The organism is Shewanella sp. YLB-07, from assembly GCF_009377275.1.
The window spans coordinates 331,341-352,211 of the sequence record NZ_VOQB01000005.1; the positions used below are offsets into that span (position 1 = coordinate 331,341).

The following is a 20,871-nucleotide window of genomic DNA, read 5'->3' on the forward strand; positions in this document are numbered from 1 at the left end:
AGGCTTTGTTTTCGACTAGGTTTTACTCTTCGTCGATAACTGCTTGATAGCCTTCGGCATCAAGCAAGTTTTCAATGTCTGCTGTATCAGAAGGCATCACGCGGAAGAACCAACCGTCACCAAATGCATCGCTGTTTACCAGCTCAGGAGAATCTTCAAGGGCTTCGTTAATTGCCAGTACTTCACCTGAGATTGGTGCATAGATGTCAGAAGCAGCCTTTACAGATTCAGCAACGGCACAATCTTCACCAGCAGTTACTGTATCGCCAACGTCTGGAAGCTCAACGAATACCATATCACCCAAAAGCTCCTGGGCGTGCTCACTGATACCAACGGTATAGCTACCGTCTTCTTCTTTACGGATCCACTCGTGTGAAGAAGCGTATTTCAATTCAGTCGGGATATTGCTCATTGTTCTTGATCCTTATTTCTATTGTTCTAATTCTGTATTAAAAGGCTTGTTTACCATTGCGCACAAACGAAGGTTTGATCACTTTAACAGCGATGCGCTTCTTACGCATTTCGACTTCAGCAGTGTCACCAATACTTCTTGGGACGCGCGCCATGGCAATAGAATAGCCTAATGTTGGCGAAAATGTACCACTGGTAATAGTGCCTTGCTGTTCATTACCATCGCTATCGCTGAAGAAGATAGACATACCCGGACGGATAACACCTTTGGCTTCCATAATAAGGCCAACCATCTTCTCGGTACCGGCAGCCTTGATTGCTGCCAGAGCTTCACGACCGTTGAAATTACGATCTTCCGGCTCCCAAGCGATAGTCCAGCCCATGTTAGCCGCTAACGGGTTAACCGTTTCGTCCATATCCAGGCCGTAGAGGTTCATGCCAGCTTCGAGACGTAGCGTGTCACGTGCACCTAGGCCACAAGGCTTAACGCCTGCTTCGAGCAGTGCCTGCCACAATGTTTCGGCTTCATCTTCTGGCACTATGATTTCGTAACCAGTTTCACCGGTGTAACCGGTAGTGGCGATAAACAGTGAGCCAGACTGCACACCGAAGAAAGGCTTCATGCCTTCAACCGCTGCATTTTGATCCGCATTGAATACACTAGCGGCTTTGGCTTTAGCGTTAGGTCCCTGAACGGCGATCATCGCCAGTTCTGGACGCTCGGTGATCACCACGTCGAAGCCTTTGACTTCTTGTGCAATCCAAGCCAGATCTTTTTCACGGGTCGCAGAGTTAACCACGATGCGATAGTGAGTATCGGTAAGATAATAGGTGATGAGGTCGTCGATCACACCAGCGTTATGATCTAGCATGCCGCCGTAAAGCGCCTTACCAGGTACTTTAAGCTTAGCGACATCGTTCGCTAATAATTTACGCAGGAAAGCACAGGCGTCTGTGCCAGTCACATCGACAACTGTCATGTGAGACACATCGAACATGCCAGCGTCTTGACGAACCGCATGATGTTCTTCGATTTGAGAACCATAGTTCAGTGGCATATCCCAACCGTGGAAATCTACCATCTTAGCGTCTGATTCTAAGTGCTTGTTAAAGAGTACAGTTTTATTAGCCATTATTATCTCGTTATTATGCCCTTTTCGGGTCTAACCTGGCGTAACTACACAGCTATCTGTTCGGCTTAGCTTCTGCATAAGAAGAAATACAGAACAGAAACACCTAGCGTAGGGTACATACGGCCAAAGTGTGTCTGCAAACATATTACTCCTGTCACTATTTACTGTTTAAATAGTCGGTCGTAATACGTGCATCAATTGCGTTAGATAAAATTGCAGCGATGAGTTTCCTTTAAGAAACAAAATCTCATCGGTACTAAAATGCGGCGAAATTATACCTCGCAACACCGTTTTGTATACAAAAGAATTTTCTAATCCGAATCCTTTTGCCATTACTTTTTCTCATGTTGAACATGTTGTTTTTTAACACATAAGTATTGCTTACACACCCATCGAGGATAACCCACTGAAATGCTAGACTTAATAGTCTTAGTTGACTCAAGTGTCTAGTCTTGTTTACATAGCTTTGGCAGGCTGTTTTTGTTACCCATGGCCTGCTGTATAAACAGTGTTTTCACAGGAGAAAGGTTATCGACTAAATTTAAGCCAAAATCCCGTAATACTTTCTTAACAGGATTGCTACCTTCGAATAAACGCTTGAAACCTTCCATCGCGGCAATCATCTCCAGCGCATCGGCCTTACGCCAGCGTTCAAGCGCACGTAAGTTACTGTAATCACCAATATCTTTACCGTCTAACTTGAGCTCGGTTATGGTCTCGATAACCGCCGCCGCGTCTAAGAAGCCAAGGTTGACTCCCTGCCCCGCTAGCGGGTGTATGGTGTGCGCTGCGTCGCCGGCCAGTAACATGCGATGGCGGGCAAAGTGACGGGCGTAACGCATACGCAAGGGGAACGCCTGGGGCTCACACTCGAGCTGACACATGCCCATGCGGCCATCGAACTCGGCGGTGAGGGTGCGTTCAAACTCCTGCTTGCTCGCAGCCAATAACTGCTGGGCCTTGGCCGGTGGCACCGACCAGACGATGGAACATAAATTATTTTCATACAGGGGCAAGAAGGCCAAGGGGCCATCTTTAAGAAACACCTGACGGGCGGTATCTTGGTGTGGGATTTCGGTGCGAATGCTGGCCACCACAGCATGATGGCCATAATCCCAAAAAGTCATGGGGATCTTACACTGCTCACGCACCCAAGAATTGGCACCATCGGCGCCGATAACTAAGGCGGCGCTGATGTTATCGCCATTGTCTAAGGTCAACCAGGCTTCACGTTCACCGAAAGCAATTTTATCGAGTCTATGGTTCTCAAGATAGGTTATCTCGTCGAACTCCGCCGCCCGCTTAGACAGGGCGAAACGTATGTTGTCATTTTCGATGATGCTGCCGAGATACTCTTCACTGAGAGAATGAGCGTCGAAACCTATCTTGCCCAGGCTGTCCTTGTCCCAGACTTCCATCTTCTGGTAGGGGCTGACGCGCTCATCATCCAGATAACTCCAGGCACCTAAGTTTTGCAGTAAGCGCTGACTCGCCTTATTGATTGCGCTGACTCTGAGTTTGGCTACGCCCGAGACGGCTTGTGCCTCTCCCGCGTCGATAACCACCACGCGCAGTTCATCCATCGCCAGTCCGATAGCGGTTGCTAATCCCACCATACCGCCGCCGATAATTGCTACATCATAGGTTTGCATTGCACTTGAGTTTGTGTGCATCTCACTTCCTTCACTTAAGATCTAGAGCGTTATATGTCAATGTGTTTGAATCTTTTAAATAGCCCTTCCCTTAGAGCAAGAGCCATCTTTTATAAAAGCCTTCTAGCTTACCGACTTCCAGCCCATAGCGGTTCTGGCTACCGGCGTTTTTAATGGCGGCAACCAAGATAGTAACCTTAAGCCCAGGCTACGCCCGACAACCAGAGGCCAGTGATCATTAGAAAAGCCGCGCACCAAAAATTCGATATTGGTCATGGTACTGTTGCGGTCTTTTTCGCGACTCTTAAGATAAGCGTGGGTCAACTTGGCTGAGCCAAGATCCGCCGTCTCTTCGCTCGAGCCTTCATCGAGTAAGCGCTGCTTAATCACGTCAAGCAAGCAGACCAAGTCCCGCAGGCCTAAGTTAAAGCCCTGACCGGCAATGGGGTGCAGAGTCTGCGCCGCGTTACCGATAAACACGGTTCTGTGATAGATGGGTCTGGGCATGTGTGACATTAACAAGGGGTAGGAGAAACGCTCACCCACTTGGGTAAATCGTCCGGCGCGAAAACCAAAGGCCTGCTGCAACTCAGCTAAGAACTCGTCTTGGGGAGCCGACTGTAAACGCTTAGCTTCACTGGGGGGAAGTGCCCACACCAAGGACACCCGCGGATTCCCCTTGAGCGGCGCCATAGGTAACACGGCTAAGGGACCGGTATTGGTGAAGCGCTCGAAGGCCCAATTATCGTGGAGCTTATCGGTCTCGACGTTAGCGACTAGCGCTACCTGTTCGAAGTCTACCTGTTCTATATCTAAATTGAAGGCTTGCCTGACTTTGGAGTTTACTCCGTCGGCGGCCACCAGCAAGGCCGTTTTGATCTGAGTGCCATCATTGAGCGTGAGCAGCTGGCAATCGGTTTGCGCCTCTACATTGGCCAGTGTTCCGGGGCAATGGAGCTGGATATCACTGGCTTCGAGCTGCTTAAACAGCACTTGACCTACCCGCTCGAGCTCCACAACCTGACCCAAGTTCTGCAGATGAAAGTCTTCGGCGTTGAGCTCTGTCATGCCAAAGTGTCCGCGGTCTGAGATATGTATGTTCTCAATGGGCGTGCCAAGATGGGCAAGCTTAGACCAGAGTCCCAGACGTTTAAGCTCGAAAATAGAGCCGTGGGCGATGGCGATGGAGCGCGCATCGAAACCTGGGTGTTCACTCCCTGGCTTGTGTGCCTCTATAAGGGCTATCTTGAGGGGCCTGTTTAACTCCTCACTCAACTTTTTTAAGCCTAGGGCTAAGGTAGCACCGGCCATAGCGCCGCCAACAATGGCGACATCGACCAGTGTAGCGTCCTGAATTTGCGGCGCATGGGAGTTTGTTGTATTGCTGTTTGTTTCTATATCAGCTGTCATCGGTCTTCTCTAATTTGCCGTAACCTATATGAGTCACGGCAAGTCTAGATACAATAATGAGATAGGGACGAGTTTAATGGAATACGTTGACTTCTTTTTGATTTGGATCAGTCAAATCTGGGCCAAACTCAGAATAGCAGAGCAGCGCCGCCATCTTGGCAAACTCCATCAGCTCCATATAGGCCGATTCTGACTCTTCATCTTCGGCCACATCGAACTCGACCAGGGCAATATCCGCCAGATCTTTGATGACTTCTTGTAAGTCGGCGGAAGCCTTATCGATCTTAGGCTGCACCATGGCAATACCGGTTAAGAAACTTTGTACCCATAGCGACAGGGCTTCGACGCGCTTAGTAAGAGGCTCTTCCTCTTCCGGCAACATGGGCGAGAAGCCAAATTCGATATCCGAGACTCTGGTCAAGGTGTCTTGATAAAGCTCTTCGATCAGCAAGTGGAGCGGATCTGGCAGAGGATGACCATCATTCATCAGCTCAAGCAGAGGTTTACACCAGGTATCTTTCGACAGCTCAACACCACCACAAATAATCCCCACTAAGGCACCATGAACTTCTACCGGTGTCTGGCCAATTTCGGCTGCATCTAAGGCTGCTAATAAATTATCTATACGTAGAGAAGGAGGGGTTGCCATAACTGTTTCCACAGGCTGAAAATACTCAGTCCATGCTAGCAGAAGTGGGACGCTCGGCCAAATTAAACAAGTTTGTTTAGATATGGCTTATGTTGCTGGGCCTAGTACCCTCCTTCCAAAAATCCAACTAAATGTTTATAAATTGCCCAAGTCTGTCTATCTAAACAACATTTAATCTAATATGGCTCACCTTAGCGCTTACTCATGTTGCACTTTGCGATTTAGACCGATATAGTCCGATCAAGAGCCAATAATCAGGACCCATCGCCACATGAGCAGCCATGCTATTGAAATTAGCTTGCTAGGCCGTACATACTCCATCGCTTGCCCGAAAGGACAAGAGAAAGCATTGCAGCACGTGGCGCAGCAGCTCGAAATGCAGTTGATTTCGCTTAAAACACGGACTAACAGTCTGAGTCGCGAAGAGATAGCCATCATGGCTGCATTAAATACTGGTTATGAATTGCTGGAAGAACAGCAAAAAAATCAAGATTATAATAAGCAGATGGATGAAAAAATCGGTCTGCTGCAGGCAACTTTAGAGAACGCACTCGTTGAGCGTTCGGTAAAAGAAGATTAAACTGTACGAAGATCGTACGATACATGTTCAAACGAGTCTTTTTACTATCACTTGTTAGCCAGTACTCGCTAGTCAGAATTAGTCAGTACCCAGATTTAAATCCGAAAGGCTTCTCATCGCAATAGCAGATGAAAGTAAGTGTTTCAGATAACCAGTTTTGCTCCCTGGTATACGCGTCAGTCGGCAATGTCCCTGTGCCGATATTTACATACCCAGGATGAATGCTTTGATGACATTGAGCAAGCTCGGCTCGTACCGAGAAGCCTTAGGAGTTAATCATTTTTCCGCCTTGAACCTACGGTTCAAGGGCTACGCCGGCAACGGTATTTTGGGGAGCAATTTAATAAAGAAGATTCTAGGAACTAGGATCTAGCTACGAGTCGCGAGATTCGAGCAACAAGAAACCACAACTCAAGGGTTGTGGTTTTTTTGTGCCTAAAGATGATGAATACCTGCAAATCCATCCAGACCTCTTCTCTCATAACAAACCTATGGTTCAAGGGACTCTTTATAAAAATCATGGCGGCAAGGGTATTTTGGGGAGCAATTTAATAAAGAAGGTTCTAGGACCTAGCTACGAGTCGCGAGATTCGAGCAATAAAAAAACCATCACTGAAAAGTGATGGCTTCTTGTGTCTGAGTCTCCCGTCATTCCGGCATGCTTGTGGCCGGAATCTAGCTTATAGCGGGCAGGTACGAGACAAGGTTAGCTTCTAATTGTAGGACCGGCTTTAGCCGGGATAGATAGAAGCTGTAAAATCGCAGCTAAAGCAGCTCCTACATAAAGACGAGATTAACGATCCCAATACCAATCGGTATAATTCCTGGTTCTAAACCCCTGTACTTGAATAAGAGCAAGCCTCACCGGCACACTGGATCCGTCTTATATGAGCAACAGATTCGTCACTACCTATCTAGTAGTGGCTAATCTGTGTCTGGGTGTCCCGTCATTCCGGTATGTTTCTTAGCTGGTATCTAACCTCCATGAAAGGAGGAAATGTCGAATCATGTATGGGCATAATCGACCAGCTTATAATTAGAAGGCTCAAGACAGGGCTAAGAAGGCTATAAGATAGAAAGGTTATAAACCCTCAAGCATTCCAGCTTCTTTGGATCTTCAAGCTGTACAAACGGTTTTATTAGCTACTCCACTGCGCCAAAGAAAGACAGCGGCCTTGCAAAATAATCCCCCCGCTATTATCAGCAATCAACTCCATCCAGACGGCACCTTGAATGAACTGCCACTGCGAAGCTGTGAGCACAAACTCTTGCGTGTCTTTTACTTGAATTTGCCCCATGGACAATTTATGTCCCTTGTTATCGGTGATCCACAAACTAGCAACCTCCTCTAATTGAGACCAAGGTTGGGTAAGATGTAAGGTCATCATCCACGGAGCATCTCCCGCATCAGTCGCCCTATGAACAGCCACAGCCAAACTGGCTTGGGTATTATCAGCATTTAAAATTCCTACGTAACTGATTGGCACATATTCTGATTCAACGTTTTCCAAATCCTGCAACTGCACTCCAACCGACAGCATTAAGGAGAAAGCAAGCGCGCCAGTCCCAGCCCTCCAAAAGTTGATTTTTTGCCACCAACGAACTGTTTGCCAACCTAATCTTTCCTGAATCTTCCCCCAGAGTTCAAACTTAGGTTTATTCGGCAACAGATCCATATGTAACGCCTGAAACTCAGCCTCCACCTGAAGAAGTCGAGCTTCAAAGTCAGGGAGCTGTTGGAGTAAGTTTCTCATTCTTTTACGCGCTCGGTAACTCATCAAACCACTGACATAACTATTGATTAGCTGTTTTTGCAGTTCTGTATCGTAATACCTTAACGGGATACACATTTTTGCATAAACTCCATTCCGCGCCTTAACCAGGATTTAATAGTTCCTAATGGATGCTCTAAGATCCTCACTAACTCCCGCTGCTCATAACCATAGCAATAGCTCAATATAAACGCCTGACGTTGATCACTCTTCAGTTGAGACAAGCATGTATCAAGTTTCCTTTTACTATGCTGACTCAATAACGTCTCCCCTACCTCCTCTACCTCAAGCTCTATCTCTAATTCTGTAAGTTTTTGAGTACGACGTAGGGATAAACGACGAAGATGATCCAGAGCCAGATGACGTGCTATTGTGTAACTCCATGTATAAGCACCACTTTTATTAATATCATATCTAGATGCTTGATTCCAGATACGAACAAAAGTCTCCTGAAGGAGGTCTTCAGTTAACTGATAATCATGTATTAGCTGCATCAAAACAGGAAAAATACGCGGAGAAAGGCTAAAGTACAAACGCTGAAATGCCTCTTTATCCCCCATCGCCGTTCGTGCTAATAGGATCTCATCTGTCTCACTCAATGAAATATACTCAATGTTAATTGTTTTTAGAAGATCAATTAGATGAAGCCTATACCGCTTTCATCAGACCCATTAACTCTCAATAAACTTTCCATAGAAAGTTATTGGAACTTGTTGATTAATTGAGGCTAAGCCCATTACTTCAATCAACTTCTCAATACCTATATTTAAACCCAGTTGCTTAACATCGAGCAAAATAGGTGAAATGCTGGAAACATAAATCGAGCCACCAAGGTCTTTAACTAATTGTAGATCAGCCTCTAAAGGGATCTCCTTACCGTGTGCTTTTAATACCAAAGCTAGCTTAATTCGTAAAGGCGCACCAACTGCCAAAGCAGTTAAATTTACTTTAGCTATCTTTCCGGAAATCTCAGCATCTTGAAATTTAGACACCTCAAAAACCCAGTCTCGTAGACGCTGATCCCGAATTGAAATTTGAGTATTAACACTCCCCAGCTTAACCTTTAGCTCCAACTCTCCATCATCTGAAACGGTACCGGATAAGGTTTGGAAGCTCGATATCTCGGTAATACTTTGCTTATTCATCAGCACCTTAGTCGATAAGAATTTCAGTTCTGCCGACGAAGGAGCTAATGACCACTGGGCCGAAGCGTTCATGGAGGTAAATGAGACGATAGACAATAGTAGGAGTGGAAGAATTGATTTCATAAATAGCTCTTTTAATTAATAACTACTACTTATACGCATGAGAGTTCTCAGTGGATGCAGAGATATAAAATATTTTATCTCGCCTATTATCGTTCAAGAAAAAAGCATTAAGACTGCTTATCCAACTCCGCTCATAATGGTAAGCTATTTATACCACTCGACTCTAAATGCGACCGCTTTGAATCAATCTCCTACCAACAACAAATTGCTGAACCTATCTAGTCTCCCCCAAGATAAACTAAATCGCAAAGAGATCAGAGCTAACATACGCGCTGCAAGACGTAGTTTGTCCCCGGATCAGCAGTCAAGCCTAGGTAAACAAGCTTGCACACTTATGCTCGCTAAACTTAAATTTCTTAGGGTCAAGCATCTGGCTATTTATCTCACAAATGACGGTGAACTGGATACTCGAGTCCTAATCGAAGCCTTGTGGAAGCTAGATATTCAGGTCTATCTACCACGGCTGCATCCATTCAGTAAAGGCAATCTAGTCTTTCTCGCTTACACACCCTCGACACCTCTGGTGCAGAACTCACTAAAAATCTGGGAGCCTAAACTGGATATCACTCAAATGATCTTACCGCATCGATTAGATGTGGTGGTGACGCCTCTGGTAGCCTTCGATTTAACGGGTAATCGTATGGGCATGGGCGGCGGTTTTTACGACCGGACCTTAGCTAACTGGACGACTCGAGGAAAGCCCTTTCCTATCGGTTTTGCTCATGATTGCCAGCAAGTCGAAAGCCTACCCTGTGAACACTGGGATGTGCCTCTGCCTATGCTGGTGACACCAACACGTGTATTGCTTTTTGATTCTTGATTCTTGAGCCTAGATACTAGTTCCTAGGAACTTCTTTTAACTCTTGTTGCAACTCCTGCAGCCAGTATGCGTTAGCCTCGAAGCCGTGTTGTTTCAAGATACGCTGAACACTACCGTCGAGTTTCATCTCATTTAATCCCTGATTGAAACGCACAATAAGGTCCTTGTGATCCCCTCGTGTTTTAGAGATGCCAAAGTGAAATAGCTCGATACTCAATGGATCTCCTATCACCTCAAATGCATGATCATACTCTTTCGGTCCTTCAGTCATCAGATACTCGGCGACCTCTTGGCTGATCAGCACCAGATCCGTTCGCCCAAGCAATAACTTCTTCAGGTTTTCACCATCAGAGCTACCCTCCTCCGTTTTTAAGCCCGCCTCCATAAAGGCCTGAGGATTAGCATAACCGCGGCCGACTCCTATGGTGAAGTCTGACAGGTCACTCAGTTGGGTATAGCTAATGTCGTGCTGTACTCGCTTATACAACACGACATTTACCGACAACATAGGCTCAGAATATTCAACCCAAGTGACTCTGGACTCCCTATACCAGATGCCGATAATACCATCAGCATAGCCCCCTTTAGTCAGTAGAACGGCGCGCGAAAATGGAAAAAAATCATGAGTAAAAGCCAAATTTGCCCGCTGGAGTGCCTCGCGGGTCAGATGGGAAACAACACCAAATTCAGGGGATAATTTCGAATAAAAAGGCGGATATTCATTGGAGACTATTTTCAATTTATCGGGCTTGGCTTCAAGCGGAATAGCAATGACGCAGGCCAAGAGAATAAGCACGCTCAAGAGGAAAGTGCTGGCTATGCAGAACATTTTTGCCATCTCACCCCTCCTTAAAGATGTTCTCAGGTAAAAGTATAGCTAACTATTTTTTAAAACTTATGCACTCACTTTTCTACATTGATGTACTAAGTCTGGCGAGTCTATGTTACCAACATAAACGAGTCGTGATTAGCTGGCAACAGGCCATTTACCCTTTGTTTATTTGAGGGTTCAGCTAAAAAGAGCTAGCTCACATAATAATGGCAAAGCCTAATGCAAGCAGCTAATTTGGCGGATTATTATGCTAACCTTGGCGGCTGCACTTTTTCAAAGACTCATAAGGATTATGATGAAACTACAAATCATCGCCGTATCTCTACTCGCTCTTACCCTTAGCGCTTGCTCAGAGCAAGAAATCCCAACACAAGATAAAGCTCAGCAAACTAAGGAAGCTTTACCACTAGGTGATACTAGCCGAACTTCATTGGACTGGAACGGTACCTATTCAGGTGTGACCCCTTGCGCCAGTTGCTCAGGTATAGACACGACTCTCACTCTGAAGCTGGATAATACCTATGTGTTAGAGACTCGCTATCTAGGCGACGAGAATGAAGCTAAAAAAGTATTTACCGAAGCTGGTTCATTCGAGTGGAACAGCGAAGGCAACAAGATTAGCCTGATGGGCGATGCCAGTAGAAAAGATGACCCCAAGCAATATCGGGTAGGTGAAAACCAGCTGTTCATGCTGGATATGCAAGGCAATCGCATCACAGGTTCATTAGCCGAACTCTATCGTTTAGCTAAGCAAGGCTCACATTCAGAACAGCAGCAAGATTAAGCTTTAGAGCCGAAATACTCAGCATAAAAAAATGGAGCCAAATGGCTCCATTTTTTTATGATTTAGACTCATTGCCTTATGTTACTTTTAAGCATGAATCTCGCTTAACCTTTAGTCTTTAATCTTTGCCTTCAGTCTTATCTTGCTAAAGTCACCATCTCTGGCTTTAAGCATGACGTAGTAGAAGTCTTCGCCTTCAGGCTGCTTGATGATCACTCGCTCACGGCCCAGATCTTTGGTATCGGCAAAGTCATACTCTTGAGTCGTTGGAATCGCCCCAAAACGTATATACATATCCGCTTCACCTTTACCGCGAGACATGATGAATTTAACCTTCTTCATATCACCGGGGACAAAAATCTTGAAGTAGAGTGCATCATCGCTGGCAAGTTGCTTAACGCGAACGCCTGACTGCAACTCAGTAACCTCGATAGGCTCTACCGGGTCAACAGGATCGGTTTCCACATTAAACTCGGCGAGCAAGTTCAAGCCATCGAAAGCATCCATACTATCGAGTGTCACATAATAGTAATCGCCGCCAACGACCTCAGTGACTAGCACTGACTCGTCATTACCCGCATTTTCTGATGCCTGATCATAATCACTGCTAGTCGCCCAAGCGCTGGCCTTAACATACAGGTTCGCATCACCAGTTCCTGCCGTAGAGCTGAACTGTATATTCTCGGTTCCTTCTGGTACCCAGATGTAGTAGTAAGCCGTACCGCCGGAAACGCCTATCTTAGCCACGCCATCGACTAGATTAGCGTTCGCCGGATCACAAGCTTCATCAGTACACTCCTCAGGAGGACAAGAGTTGGTTTCTTCACAGGGCTCTACCGGGCAAGTATTGGTTTCTTCACATGGAACTGGCGGACAGGTATTTGTCTCCTCACAGGGTGGTGGCAGACACTCATCACCTTCACAGCCCGCTAACGGCTCATCATTACTGGTAACCGTCGACAACCAGGTATTCCACTCGGCATCATAATGAGTGCCAATCTGATTATCGATATAACCAAGCCAGCCATTGGCGTCACCACCACGGGCTAATACCAATAGTTGATCCACATCGTCTCTGTGGTTTTCAAACAAGAAGCGCACACCTAAGTAACCCCAACGATAAACACGCTCGCTACCGCTGTCATAAGTGTTGGACAAGATCTCACTGAGTGAGAAACTCTGACTACGGCCAATCTCGACGGCTTCATCGTAGCGATTCTGATGGGAGATATACTCGGCTAAACCTTCCGACCACCACACAGACTTACCCGTGTCGATATCGAAATAATTAAAGGCGCCATACTGGTTAAAGCGGCCATCCAGATAGTGAACATACTCATGGCGTAGATTCCATACCAGAATCTCATCTGTCCAGGTCGCTTCGTGGGCGATAAATCTCGCCTGATTATCCACATCCGATGGCGTACCTTCTAAGTACATACCACCGTTATCGGTACCTATGCCGAAGATGATGCCGGCATACTGGTTGTAGTCATCGTAGCTGTCGAAGATATTAACTTCTAAGTTAGTGTTGTTATCATCGGCAACTGGTTGATGAGCGGTAGCGAGCACTTGATGGAACAGGACTTCTTCGCCGCCCATGAGATCACATGAGGCTTGAAGCTCTTCGTTCGTTAACTGCTGCGCACGAATATCGATGGTGTCACTACATGAATAGTTTATCGAAAGAATGGTCGCCTCTAGCTCATCGGCCCAGCCACAAATCCCAAATTGATCACACTCACCCGGGTTATACCAATCTAAGTAACCTGCGGCGTCAGCCCACTCACTGGACATACGCTCGAAGTTATTCATGTATTCGACAACGCCTTCATTGAGACGAGTCTTTAGGGCATCGGAAAGTCCCCAATACTCCTGATACTCATAGAAGCGGCCAAACTCATGGAAGGCATCGGTCGACTCATAACTATAATCTGAGTTATAGATATATTCAGAAGTCGCGATCTTAAGTAAGCCGTTAATCAGAGCGGTATGATCTTCTGCAGCACCCGTATAAGTCGCATCCCAGCTGCCGTAATAAAGCGTAGTCAGTGCCTTTGTTAGTGCGTATCTATGGTCGGCATTGGCAAGATGCTCAGGGCTAAAAGCTTCAAGATAGTTAGTGATGGCCTCAGCGCCTTCGTAATAGCTGCCTGAGCTATCCCAGGCGATAAAGAACTCGGCGAGTGTATTGCCCTGAGACGATGAGGTATCGGCAAAGTTAGGGTTCTTGGTGTACTCAACTAATAAGTCACGAACCGCATGCCTGGCCGTATCATCGCCATAGGTCAGATCGTCATTGTAGTATTCGATATAAAAGGCGCCGCGAAGAAAGTAGAACAAGTTCAGCATCTCTGAGCCTGTAGTGCTGTCGTAGCTAGCCGCCATCGCCTTGGCAAGGTTTGCTACTTCGGCAACATTTGTCGCCTGATAAGCGGCCACTGCTGTCGCATCATTTTCGCGATAGAGATCTGAGATACAGTTAAAGTCGGTAGTACGAACAAAATCAAACAGGTCTTGGCCTGTTAAAGAGGCGAACTCAGCGTATTCAACACATGCCGCTGCAGCTGGACCTTGGTTGCCTTCGGGGCCGACCATACCGGTTGCACCTTGAATTGCACTCTTGCTCGTATTGCCTTGTTTAATCTGACTCAGGCTCATAGAAAGGAATGAGCCTGGTGTCTTTCCTGGCTGGCTTGCACTCGGCTTGTTAGCCGTTTTCGCACTAGCACTTAGAGCATGTGTACCTAAAACACCAGCGCTTAAATCACTGGCATTGAAGCTATTAGCACTTAAGCTAGTAGCTGCGACGGTCGAAGTGAGCCCTTCGACTGGCAAGTCTTGCTGCTGAGCGCTGGCATACGCTGGCGCTATTGCTAACGAGCAAGCCAATATAATGAGGTTCTTCTTGAACATGTGTCTCTCCAATTTGTGTTAGCCGACAGCAAACTGGCTAAACATCTGACATAAAATTTTATGTATTAACAAGTTAACTAATTTGTTTGTTGTAATTTAAGAGCCTTCATTCTGCTTGCCTAGTACCGGCTTGTACTAAAAGCAGCGCCGCTGAATAAGCCCTTGTTATAAACTTGTTACGATACAGTTATATTTTATACAATATACAAGATCAAGTTAATTTTGCTCATATACAATTTATTTCAACAGGAAAACTGGTATAAAAGCCTGTTTTTACAGACTAAGAGACTAGTAGGAAAGTAGTAAATTAGAGGAAGGGAGAGCCTAGTTCCTAGGTGCTAGAACCTAGGAACTCGTATTTATACCTGCCAATCGATCGGCTTGGTGCCGAGTGATACTAGCAACGCATTGGTTTTGGAGAAATGTTGGCAGCCGAAAAAGCCACGGTATGCTGATAGTGGTGAAGGATGTGGGCCAGATAGAATATGGTGATGCAGTGATGTGATCACCTTGCCCTTCTTGATCGCATGGGCTCCCCAGAGAATGAATACGATGGGCGTATCTTGCTCGTTTAACAGCTTGAGCGCATTGGTGGTAAAAGTTTCCCAACCCGATTTGGCATGTGAGTGCGCCTTGCCCTGTTCGACGGTCAATACTGTGTTGAGCATCAATACTCCTTGTTCGGCCCAACTGGAGAGATGCCCATGATCGGGTGTTGTAAAACCAGCAATATCAGTCACCAGTTCCTTATACATGTTAACCAGAGAAGGCGGGGATTTCACCCCATGCTTAACTGAAAAACACAGGCCGTGGGCTTGGTTCGGTCCGTGGTAAGGGTCTTGCCCAATAATAACCACTCTCACCTTGTCTAAAGGTGTCTTCTCGAACGCGGTGAACACTTCTTCCTGAGAGGGAAATATGGCCTTAACAGTATTACGTTCACCCAGAACAAACTCTTGAAGTTCCTGGTAATACGCTAAGCGCCTCTCGGCTTCAATAAAGGTGTTCCAATTGGAGTGTACAGTCATAGTTTCCTCATCACAGTAGTGCGTATGCTACTCAATAGCGCCCTTCCACTTTAAGGGTCAGTCTTAAGTTGCAATTCAAGATAGATAAAAGTGTTACAATAAGAATATCGAACAAGATACGGTTTATATTAAAAGATGCACCTCTTCCCCCACAAGATCCGTACCAGATCTCCCTCACTCAATAACAAAGCCGCAGGTTTTACCTTAATTGAGCTCGTGGTGGTGATCATCATACTCGGAATACTCGCTGTGGTCGCCCTGCCTAAGTTTCTCAATCTCTCTGTAGATGCCCATGTATCTACGGTAAAGGGAACTGGTGGCGCATTTAAATCGGGAATTAATCTGGCAAGAAGTGTATGGGCCGTACGGGTAGGCTCTGGCCCCGCCGATGACCTGCCCACCTTCGGCGACGCTGAGTCGGGAGAGATGGATTTTAACGATAATGGGTGGCCGGCGCAGCATTGGGGGACAGCAGACTCTGAGGGTGACTCACCTAAACTCGATAACACAGATGACTGTATCTCAGTTTGGGTGACTATTTTTGCAGGCGATCAACCCAGTGTTTCAAATGACATCAGTAATGAAACTGATTATGTGGCGACCTATAATTTTGATAACTCATGCACCTATACGTATTCAGCCAATACCAATCTCAGCATTACCTATGACTCACTAGACGGCAGCGTAGTTATCGATTCGGATCCACAAAGCTAGAAGTCAAAGAAAGCTTCGAGCAAAAAAGAGCTGAGAAAATTGCGAGTCACTGCTCGTAGCTAAAAATAAACTCAGTCAAATAAATAAACAGGACTAGTAAACACAATGAAAAGAGTTGCAGGCTTTACTCTGATCGAACTTGTCGTGGTGATCATCATCCTGGCTATTTTGGCTGTCATTGCACTGCCGAAATTTATCAATATCAAGCAAGATGCTCAAGTCTCCACAGTTCGAGCCACTGGCGGCGCCTTTTCTGCGGGAATTAAACTGGCCAATCTTAAATGGGCTTCCAAGGGGCATTCTGGTCCCGTGGATAACTTACAAGTTTACGATAACGGGCAAGCTGGACAACTCGATATCAATCTCTGGGGCTGGCCCGCACAAAACTACCCACCATTCGAAGCTAGCCCGAGATTGAATAACACCAATGATTGCATGTCTGTCTGGCGCACCGTACTGCAAGATGCACCCAGTGTTTCGACCTCAAACGATGTAGCCGATTCGGATTATCGTGCCACCTATATTGCACCGGATCAATGTCAGCTCTTCTTCAATGAGTTACCGACTCTGTCTATCTATTACGACTCTCGTGATGGCACAGTCATTACAGATTCAGATCCAACAACTTAGGAAGGCTTAGGACTAAGAAAGAGCTGTAGGACCGGCTTTTTAACTAGGAGAGCTGGCACCAATAAAACATCGCAGCTAAAGCAGCTCCTACATAAAAGCATTTAGCTGATCCTGACCCAGATCTCATATAGATGATAAGAGAGCTTTATTAATGGCTAATTTACGTTAGTATTCGGCCACTAAAATTACGATTTTATGCTTATTAAATTCATATTAACTTCTTATTCGAGAGTGAGAGCACCATGTCAGAAGCAAAAAAAGAGACCACAATCTTTCAATTAGCCGATCAATTCATTGCCCTTGCCAACGAGATAAACACTGCAGAACAAGATGTAAGTAAGGTTGGTACCGCATTACGTTTCGCAGCGTCTCGCTTCAATGCGTTCGAAGCGGCATTAAAATCAGCCGATTTAGCAGCAGAAAAAGCCAATGCTATCGAGTGGTTCACTAAAGAATATAAAGAGATGCTCAACGATAACCTGGATGATCATATTAACAATCCTCCACTTTCTAAGGAGCAAGAGCCTAAAGCACAAGCGCCGGCTAAAGATGATGCTGTGCAGATATTTACTAAATAAGAAGTGCCTAGTTCCTAGAACCTAGGAACTAATCCCTTTCAAGTAGAAAAACCTAAATCGTCACTAGCACCCGCACGGCTAATAGGATTAGTACGACTCCCGATAGCTTATCTATCAGTGCCGCCTTCTCTCTGAGCTTGGGCAGCACTGACTTATGGGAAATCACCATGGCGATAATCGTATACCAGAGGCCGTCGATAATTAGCGGCGTAAATACGATCAATGACTTGCCCCACAGGCTATCGGCAGCCATAACGAATTGACTGAATAACGCCAGAAAGAAGAGTAAAATTTTGGGGTTAAACAAGGAGATAGCCAGGCCATCTCTGGCGGCCGTGAATGAATCGGTCGATTTCCCCGCCGCGAGTTTATCTGACATCCCCCCCTTGGAACGCAGTGCCTGAACACCCATCCAGGCAAGATATAATGCGCCTGTGATGGCAATACCGTTAAACACCATGGGCGCTTTCTTAAGCACAACCGCCAGACCTAACAGGGTCACCAAGGCATAAACACCTATGCCGATAGAGTGAGCCCAGGCGCAGATAATGCCCTTGCCTCTGCCGCCACCTAAGGTGTGCCTGACCACCATGGCCAGACTCGGGCCCGGCGACATGGCGCCTAAACAACAAATGGCCACTAAACTCAGCCAAGCAGTAAAACTCATATCACTTCCTATTACTTTATTATCTGTGCCCGCGGATACCGTTAATGGCTTCCACAAACACTACACTAATGAGCAGTAAACCAACTTACTGATACCAATTGCTATTAGATTACTCAGTGGCTGCAAAAATTCAATGACCAACACCTCTTTCTACGCTCTCCCTTGAAGAGAAGCAAGCATAAAAAATGGCTGCAAAGCAGCCATTTTATCAAACGTTTATTAATACCTATCGGTATAAGATCGAATATTAGAAGGTGTAGTTAACACGTCCATAGTAGAAGCCACCATTAAAACCATAAGGTGAAGTCACAGGATATGCAGCACCCGCCTCTCCGGCCCATGGATTATCGTCCGGGTAAGTATCTAAGATATTCTGTGCACCGAGTGCCAGGCTCCAATTTTCATTCACATCGTAACCAAGCTCAACATCGAAGGTCACAGCCGAGCTCACATCGATGGGCAGATCACCATTTGAATCTAAGTGATCTTCCCAATAAGCACCGTAATAGTTCATACGAACCAGAGAGCGGAATTCATCGGTCAAATCTTGATTCCAGGTCAAGGTACCCTTGTGATGCGGCAAGGCTTCCTCCAAAGATTTAACCTTAGACTCACCTATGTTCTCTGGATTGTAAGAATCGACCTTAGTCTCAGTCCAGTTATAGGCCAGTGAGAAACTCGACCCTTCGAACCACTCAGGCGTGTAGTTAGCAACCAGATCCACACCTTGAGTCGTGGTATCAAAATCATTGGTAAAGTAACGCACCGCCGAGAAGCTACCCGCATCTAAGATGCCTTGTTCAACCAGATCTTGCTTATCCTGATCTGTCAGTTCAATGGGTGAAGTCTGAGAAATACGGTCTTCCAAAGTAATGTGGTAGTAATCCACAGTTAAGAAGAAATCACCCGCCGTTAACACACCACCGACTGACAAATTCACCGAGGTTTCAGGCTCTAACGGCTTACCACCTTTCTGTACTGAAATAGGATTAGTCGGCGGCAGAGTCGCCTGATCTTGCAATCCGTTAGGACCAAAGGCTGTAGTCACGTTACGCACATTGTTCTGACCCACAGTCGGCGCACGAAAACCCGTACTCGCCGCGCCGCGAAGGGAGAAATACTCAGTCGCATTCCAGATGGCGCTCAACTTACCATTGGTCGTGCCTCCAAAATCATCATAATTCTCATAACGAATAGCCGCAGTCATCAAGAAATCATCGGTTAACTCTTTCTCAACATCGGCGTAGATACCGATATTACTACGAGTCCAAGATCCGGCATCTTCCGGTTTAAAACCCGGGAAACCGTTGGAGCCGATACCAAAGCCCTGAGCCGCCAGAGGACCAATTTCAAATGATGGCACATCGCCGTTATAGATCTCGAACGTCTCGCGGCGATACTCGGCGCCCCATGCGAAACTCCAGGTATCGACTTCGAAGTAAGTAAAGTCCAGGCTTGCGCCCGTTTCCTGTTGCACGTATTTACCCGGTGAGAAACTGGTCGGCGTATCCGGCCCCAATGAGGCATTGACTGTGTTCTTAATATAGAAATCAGCGGTATTTTCACCATAGGAGAAGGTCCCGTCATAGCCTATGCCATTTTTAAGCTCACCGCGCAGACCCGCCACCAGAGACGAGTCTTCTACGACACCGCCAAAATTAGGCGTGAAGCCACCGGGGAACATCTCCTGAAAAGACCAACACTGATCTTGGGTCATTGCCGCTTCATGAGTGGTACAGTTACCCGACATATCACCGGTAAGATCGCCGATTAATGGGTTGCCATCACCGTCAGCATACACACCTTCACGAGTTTCCGGATTACGAAAATAGAAACCGCCTTCGACATCACGGCGAGCCCAGTTACCGAACATATAGGCATGCTGATCGTCGTTGAGATCTAACCCCATATTAAAGAAGAACTTAAAGTCTTCCTTAGTTTCTGGAGCCCCCCAAATTTGAGCAGGATTGGCGACAGCAGTGTTACCTGCGGCAATCAAGGCCGCGGCATCATCACGCTGTACGCTGCGGGAAGTCGCATCAGCCTCTTTATATTCGAAGCTTAGGTTAACGAAGCCATCATCGGTCAATGGCAGGCCTATATTACCGGCTATCATAGGTGTGGAACCGTCGCCTTCGTAATACTGACCATAACGGGCCTCAATTGAGCCCCCTTCAGACGCATCTTTTAGCTGAAAGTTGATCACACCTGCAATAGCATCCGAGCCATATTGCGCCGCAGCGCCATCTCTTAAGACTTCGATTTGTTTGAGTGCGATGGCTGGGATAACAGAGATATCAGGTCCCTGTGCACCATCTGAGATGCCCGCCCCCTGAAATGCGATCACAGATGCACGGTGACGACGTTTGCCGTTAACCAGTACTAGTGTGTGATCCGGAGCTAGGCCGCGCATGTTGGCAGGACGAACTAAGGTCGAGGCATCGCTGATTGGCTGTACACCGACATTATAGGAAGGAACGACCTTACTCAGCAGGTCATTCATGTCGGTTGCGCCATTCTTGGTTAACTCATCACCATCTATGATATCGATAGGTACCGGAGACTCACCAACAGAACGCGGTGCAGCTCTTGAGCCAACGACAGCCATCCTTTCTACATTTTCTACTTTTACTAATATATCTTGATCCTCTGCTGCTAAAGCTTGTGTGCTGGCAAAGGACCCCGCTAGCGCTATCGAGATAGCTAAGCTCAGTGAGCTTATCCCGAATTTATTATTACTCATGGTCATTATTCTCATTTAATTATTATATTTTCACTGTGAGTCCTTACTTCATATCTCAATAGAAATATCACTCAAATATGAAGTGAAAAAGACATCCACAGTCAGAAACGATAATCATCCCCACTACTTTTCTATAACAAATGAGAAACAATTTCCATTGTTAATTTATTAAAATATAAAGTTGATTTTAATACTTATGCAAAAAAACCGTAGATTAAACGTTATTATCCGCACCTAACTGAATAAAAAATCTAACCTTAATTTTTGGTCTGAATTTAAAACAA

The 20,871-nt window shown here is 46.1% G+C and carries 19 protein-coding genes and 1 other RNA gene; 7 read left to right on the top strand and 13 right to left on the bottom strand.

The window, feature by feature from the left end:
- Positions 1 to 22: 22 nt before the first annotated feature.
- The 5 genes from gcvH to FS373_RS13460 all read right to left on the bottom strand — a co-directional run bounded on the left by gcvH (position 23) and on the right by FS373_RS13460 (position 5,255).
- Entirely contained in the window at positions 23 to 412 is a 390-nt protein-coding gene (gene gcvH / locus FS373_RS13440; RefSeq protein WP_144047945.1) for a glycine cleavage system protein GcvH, read from the bottom strand.
- 37 nt (positions 413 to 449) lie between these two features.
- A complete protein-coding gene (gene gcvT / locus FS373_RS13445) occupies positions 450 to 1,544 on the bottom strand; it encodes a glycine cleavage system aminomethyltransferase GcvT (protein ID WP_152829623.1) in 1,095 nt (364 codons plus the stop codon).
- 446 nt (positions 1,545 to 1,990) lie between these two features.
- Positions 1,991 to 3,196 (bottom strand): FAD-dependent oxidoreductase, encoded by a 1,206-nt coding sequence (locus FS373_RS13450; protein WP_185977089.1) that lies wholly within the window; start codon positions 3,194 to 3,196, stop codon positions 1,991 to 1,993.
- A gap of 123 nt (positions 3,197 to 3,319) precedes the next feature.
- Entirely contained in the window at positions 3,320 to 4,606 is a 1,287-nt protein-coding gene (gene ubiH / locus FS373_RS13455; RefSeq protein ID WP_227992753.1) for a 2-octaprenyl-6-methoxyphenyl hydroxylase, read from the bottom strand.
- Positions 4,607 to 4,679: 73 nt separating this feature from the next.
- Positions 4,680 to 5,255: a UPF0149 family protein gene (locus FS373_RS13460; RefSeq protein WP_144047948.1), complete on the bottom strand. Its 576-nt coding sequence runs from the start codon at positions 5,253 to 5,255 to the stop codon at positions 4,680 to 4,682.
- Between the two features lie 271 nt (positions 5,256 to 5,526).
- On the opposite strand from FS373_RS13460, the gene FS373_RS13465 reads away from it, so the two are divergent.
- Together FS373_RS13465 and ssrS are read left to right on the top strand one after the other, a co-directional pair.
- On the top strand, positions 5,527 to 5,835 hold the full coding sequence (locus FS373_RS13465; RefSeq protein WP_144047949.1) for a cell division protein ZapA: 309 nt from the start codon (positions 5,527 to 5,529) through the stop codon (positions 5,833 to 5,835).
- A gap of 158 nt (positions 5,836 to 5,993) precedes the next feature.
- Positions 5,994 to 6,174, top strand: a non-coding RNA gene (gene ssrS, locus FS373_RS13470) — 6S RNA.
- Positions 6,175 to 6,974: 800 nt separating this feature from the next.
- Here the strand turns inward: ssrS and FS373_RS13475 are convergent.
- The 3 genes from FS373_RS13475 to FS373_RS13485 form a co-directional block, all read right to left on the bottom strand.
- The gene (locus tag FS373_RS13475; protein WP_152829624.1) at positions 6,975 to 7,685 is read right to left on the bottom strand and encodes a hypothetical protein; all 711 of its coding nucleotides are present in this window, start codon (positions 7,683 to 7,685) and stop codon (positions 6,975 to 6,977) included.
- Positions 7,670 to 8,206: an RNA polymerase sigma factor gene (locus FS373_RS13480; RefSeq protein ID WP_152829625.1), complete on the bottom strand. Its 537-nt coding sequence runs from the start codon at positions 8,204 to 8,206 to the stop codon at positions 7,670 to 7,672. Before FS373_RS13480 ends, FS373_RS13475 begins: the two co-directional genes overlap by 16 nt.
- Positions 8,207 to 8,278: 72 nt before the next feature.
- Complete coding sequence (locus FS373_RS13485) at positions 8,279 to 8,875, bottom strand: YceI family protein (protein ID WP_152829626.1); 597 nt, start codon at positions 8,873 to 8,875, stop codon at positions 8,279 to 8,281.
- A 178-nt stretch (positions 8,876 to 9,053) separates the two neighbouring features.
- On the opposite strand from FS373_RS13485, the gene FS373_RS13490 reads away from it, so the two are divergent.
- A complete protein-coding gene (locus FS373_RS13490; protein WP_407695612.1) occupies positions 9,054 to 9,695 on the top strand; it encodes a 5-formyltetrahydrofolate cyclo-ligase in 642 nt (213 codons plus the stop codon).
- A gap of 16 nt (positions 9,696 to 9,711) precedes the next feature.
- Here the strand turns inward: FS373_RS13490 and FS373_RS13495 are convergent, their stop codons facing one another.
- On the bottom strand, positions 9,712 to 10,533 hold the full coding sequence (locus FS373_RS13495) for a substrate-binding periplasmic protein (RefSeq protein WP_144047954.1): 822 nt from the start codon (positions 10,531 to 10,533) through the stop codon (positions 9,712 to 9,714).
- A gap of 286 nt (positions 10,534 to 10,819) precedes the next feature.
- Between FS373_RS13495 and FS373_RS13500 the strand changes: the two genes are divergently transcribed.
- Complete coding sequence (locus tag FS373_RS13500) at positions 10,820 to 11,311, top strand: copper resistance protein NlpE (protein ID WP_144047955.1); 492 nt, start codon at positions 10,820 to 10,822, stop codon at positions 11,309 to 11,311.
- 111 nt (positions 11,312 to 11,422) lie between these two features.
- Here the strand turns inward: FS373_RS13500 and FS373_RS13505 are convergent, their stop codons facing one another.
- Together FS373_RS13505 and ung are read right to left on the bottom strand one after the other, a co-directional pair.
- Entirely contained in the window at positions 11,423 to 14,227 is a 2,805-nt protein-coding gene (locus FS373_RS13505; RefSeq protein WP_144047956.1) for a M9 family metallopeptidase, read from the bottom strand.
- A 359-nt stretch (positions 14,228 to 14,586) separates the two neighbouring features.
- Positions 14,587 to 15,255 carry a uracil-DNA glycosylase gene (gene ung, locus FS373_RS13510; protein WP_144047957.1) on the bottom strand — a complete coding sequence of 223 codons (669 nt, stop codon included), beginning with the start codon at positions 15,253 to 15,255 and terminating at the stop codon, positions 14,587 to 14,589.
- Positions 15,256 to 15,390: 135 nt separating this feature from the next.
- Between ung and FS373_RS13515 the strand changes: the two genes are divergently transcribed.
- The 3 genes from FS373_RS13515 to FS373_RS13525 all read left to right on the top strand — a co-directional run bounded on the left by FS373_RS13515 (position 15,391) and on the right by FS373_RS13525 (position 17,177).
- A complete protein-coding gene (locus FS373_RS13515) occupies positions 15,391 to 15,969 on the top strand; it encodes a pilus assembly FimT family protein (protein WP_152829627.1) in 579 nt (192 codons plus the stop codon).
- Positions 15,970 to 16,074: 105 nt separating this feature from the next.
- Positions 16,075 to 16,599, top strand: a complete 525-nt coding sequence (locus FS373_RS13520; protein WP_144047959.1) for a prepilin-type N-terminal cleavage/methylation domain-containing protein — start codon at positions 16,075 to 16,077, stop codon at positions 16,597 to 16,599.
- A 242-nt stretch (positions 16,600 to 16,841) separates the two neighbouring features.
- Positions 16,842 to 17,177 (top strand): DUF3144 domain-containing protein, encoded by a 336-nt coding sequence (locus FS373_RS13525; RefSeq protein ID WP_144047960.1) that lies wholly within the window; start codon positions 16,842 to 16,844, stop codon positions 17,175 to 17,177.
- A 52-nt stretch (positions 17,178 to 17,229) separates the two neighbouring features.
- Here the strand turns inward: FS373_RS13525 and FS373_RS13530 are convergent, their stop codons facing one another.
- Complete coding sequence (locus tag FS373_RS13530) at positions 17,230 to 17,844, bottom strand: LysE family translocator (protein ID WP_144047961.1); 615 nt, start codon at positions 17,842 to 17,844, stop codon at positions 17,230 to 17,232.
- 247 nt (positions 17,845 to 18,091) lie between these two features.
- Positions 18,092 to 20,593: a TonB-dependent receptor plug domain-containing protein gene (locus tag FS373_RS13535; protein WP_416221761.1), complete on the bottom strand. Its 2,502-nt coding sequence runs from the start codon at positions 20,591 to 20,593 to the stop codon at positions 18,092 to 18,094.
- Positions 20,594 to 20,871 lie beyond the last annotated feature (278 nt).

What these genes read in the sequence shown, in the direction of transcription:
- FS373_RS13450 (WP_185977089.1), bottom strand. Translation starts at nt 3,196, where the DNA reads ATGCAAACCTATGATGTAGCAATTATCGGCGGCGGTATGGTGGGATTA.
- FS373_RS13465 (WP_144047949.1), top strand. Translation starts at nt 5,527, where the DNA reads ATGAGCAGCCATGCTATTGAAATTAGCTTGCTAGGCCGTACATACTCC.
- FS373_RS13495 (WP_144047954.1), bottom strand. Translation starts at nt 10,533, where the DNA reads ATGGCAAAAATGTTCTGCATAGCCAGCACTTTCCTCTTGAGCGTGCTT.
- FS373_RS13515 (WP_152829627.1), top strand. Translation starts at nt 15,391, where the DNA reads ATGCACCTCTTCCCCCACAAGATCCGTACCAGATCTCCCTCACTCAAT.
- FS373_RS13535 (WP_416221761.1), bottom strand. Translation starts at nt 20,593, where the DNA reads ATGACCATGAGTAATAATAAATTCGGGATAAGCTCACTGAGCTTAGCT.
- gcvT (WP_152829623.1), bottom strand. Translation starts at nt 1,544, where the DNA reads ATGGCTAATAAAACTGTACTCTTTAACAAGCACTTAGAATCAGACGCT.
- ung (WP_144047957.1), bottom strand. Translation starts at nt 15,255, where the DNA reads ATGACTGTACACTCCAATTGGAACACCTTTATTGAAGCCGAGAGGCGC.
- FS373_RS13505 (WP_144047956.1), bottom strand. Translation starts at nt 14,227, where the DNA reads ATGTTCAAGAAGAACCTCATTATATTGGCTTGCTCGTTAGCAATAGCG.
- FS373_RS13520 (WP_144047959.1), top strand. Translation starts at nt 16,075, where the DNA reads ATGAAAAGAGTTGCAGGCTTTACTCTGATCGAACTTGTCGTGGTGATC.
- FS373_RS13500 (WP_144047955.1), top strand. Translation starts at nt 10,820, where the DNA reads ATGATGAAACTACAAATCATCGCCGTATCTCTACTCGCTCTTACCCTT.
- FS373_RS13530 (WP_144047961.1), bottom strand. Translation starts at nt 17,844, where the DNA reads ATGAGTTTTACTGCTTGGCTGAGTTTAGTGGCCATTTGTTGTTTAGGC.
- FS373_RS13485 (WP_152829626.1), bottom strand. Translation starts at nt 8,875, where the DNA reads ATGAAATCAATTCTTCCACTCCTACTATTGTCTATCGTCTCATTTACC.
- FS373_RS13460 (WP_144047948.1), bottom strand. Translation starts at nt 5,255, where the DNA reads ATGGCAACCCCTCCTTCTCTACGTATAGATAATTTATTAGCAGCCTTA.
- FS373_RS13475 (WP_152829624.1), bottom strand. Translation starts at nt 7,685, where the DNA reads ATGTGTATCCCGTTAAGGTATTACGATACAGAACTGCAAAAACAGCTA.
- ubiH (WP_227992753.1), bottom strand. Translation starts at nt 4,606, where the DNA reads ATGACAGCTGATATAGAAACAAACAGCAATACAACAAACTCCCATGCG.
- FS373_RS13525 (WP_144047960.1), top strand. Translation starts at nt 16,842, where the DNA reads ATGTCAGAAGCAAAAAAAGAGACCACAATCTTTCAATTAGCCGATCAA.
- gcvH (WP_144047945.1), bottom strand. Translation starts at nt 412, where the DNA reads ATGAGCAATATCCCGACTGAATTGAAATACGCTTCTTCACACGAGTGG.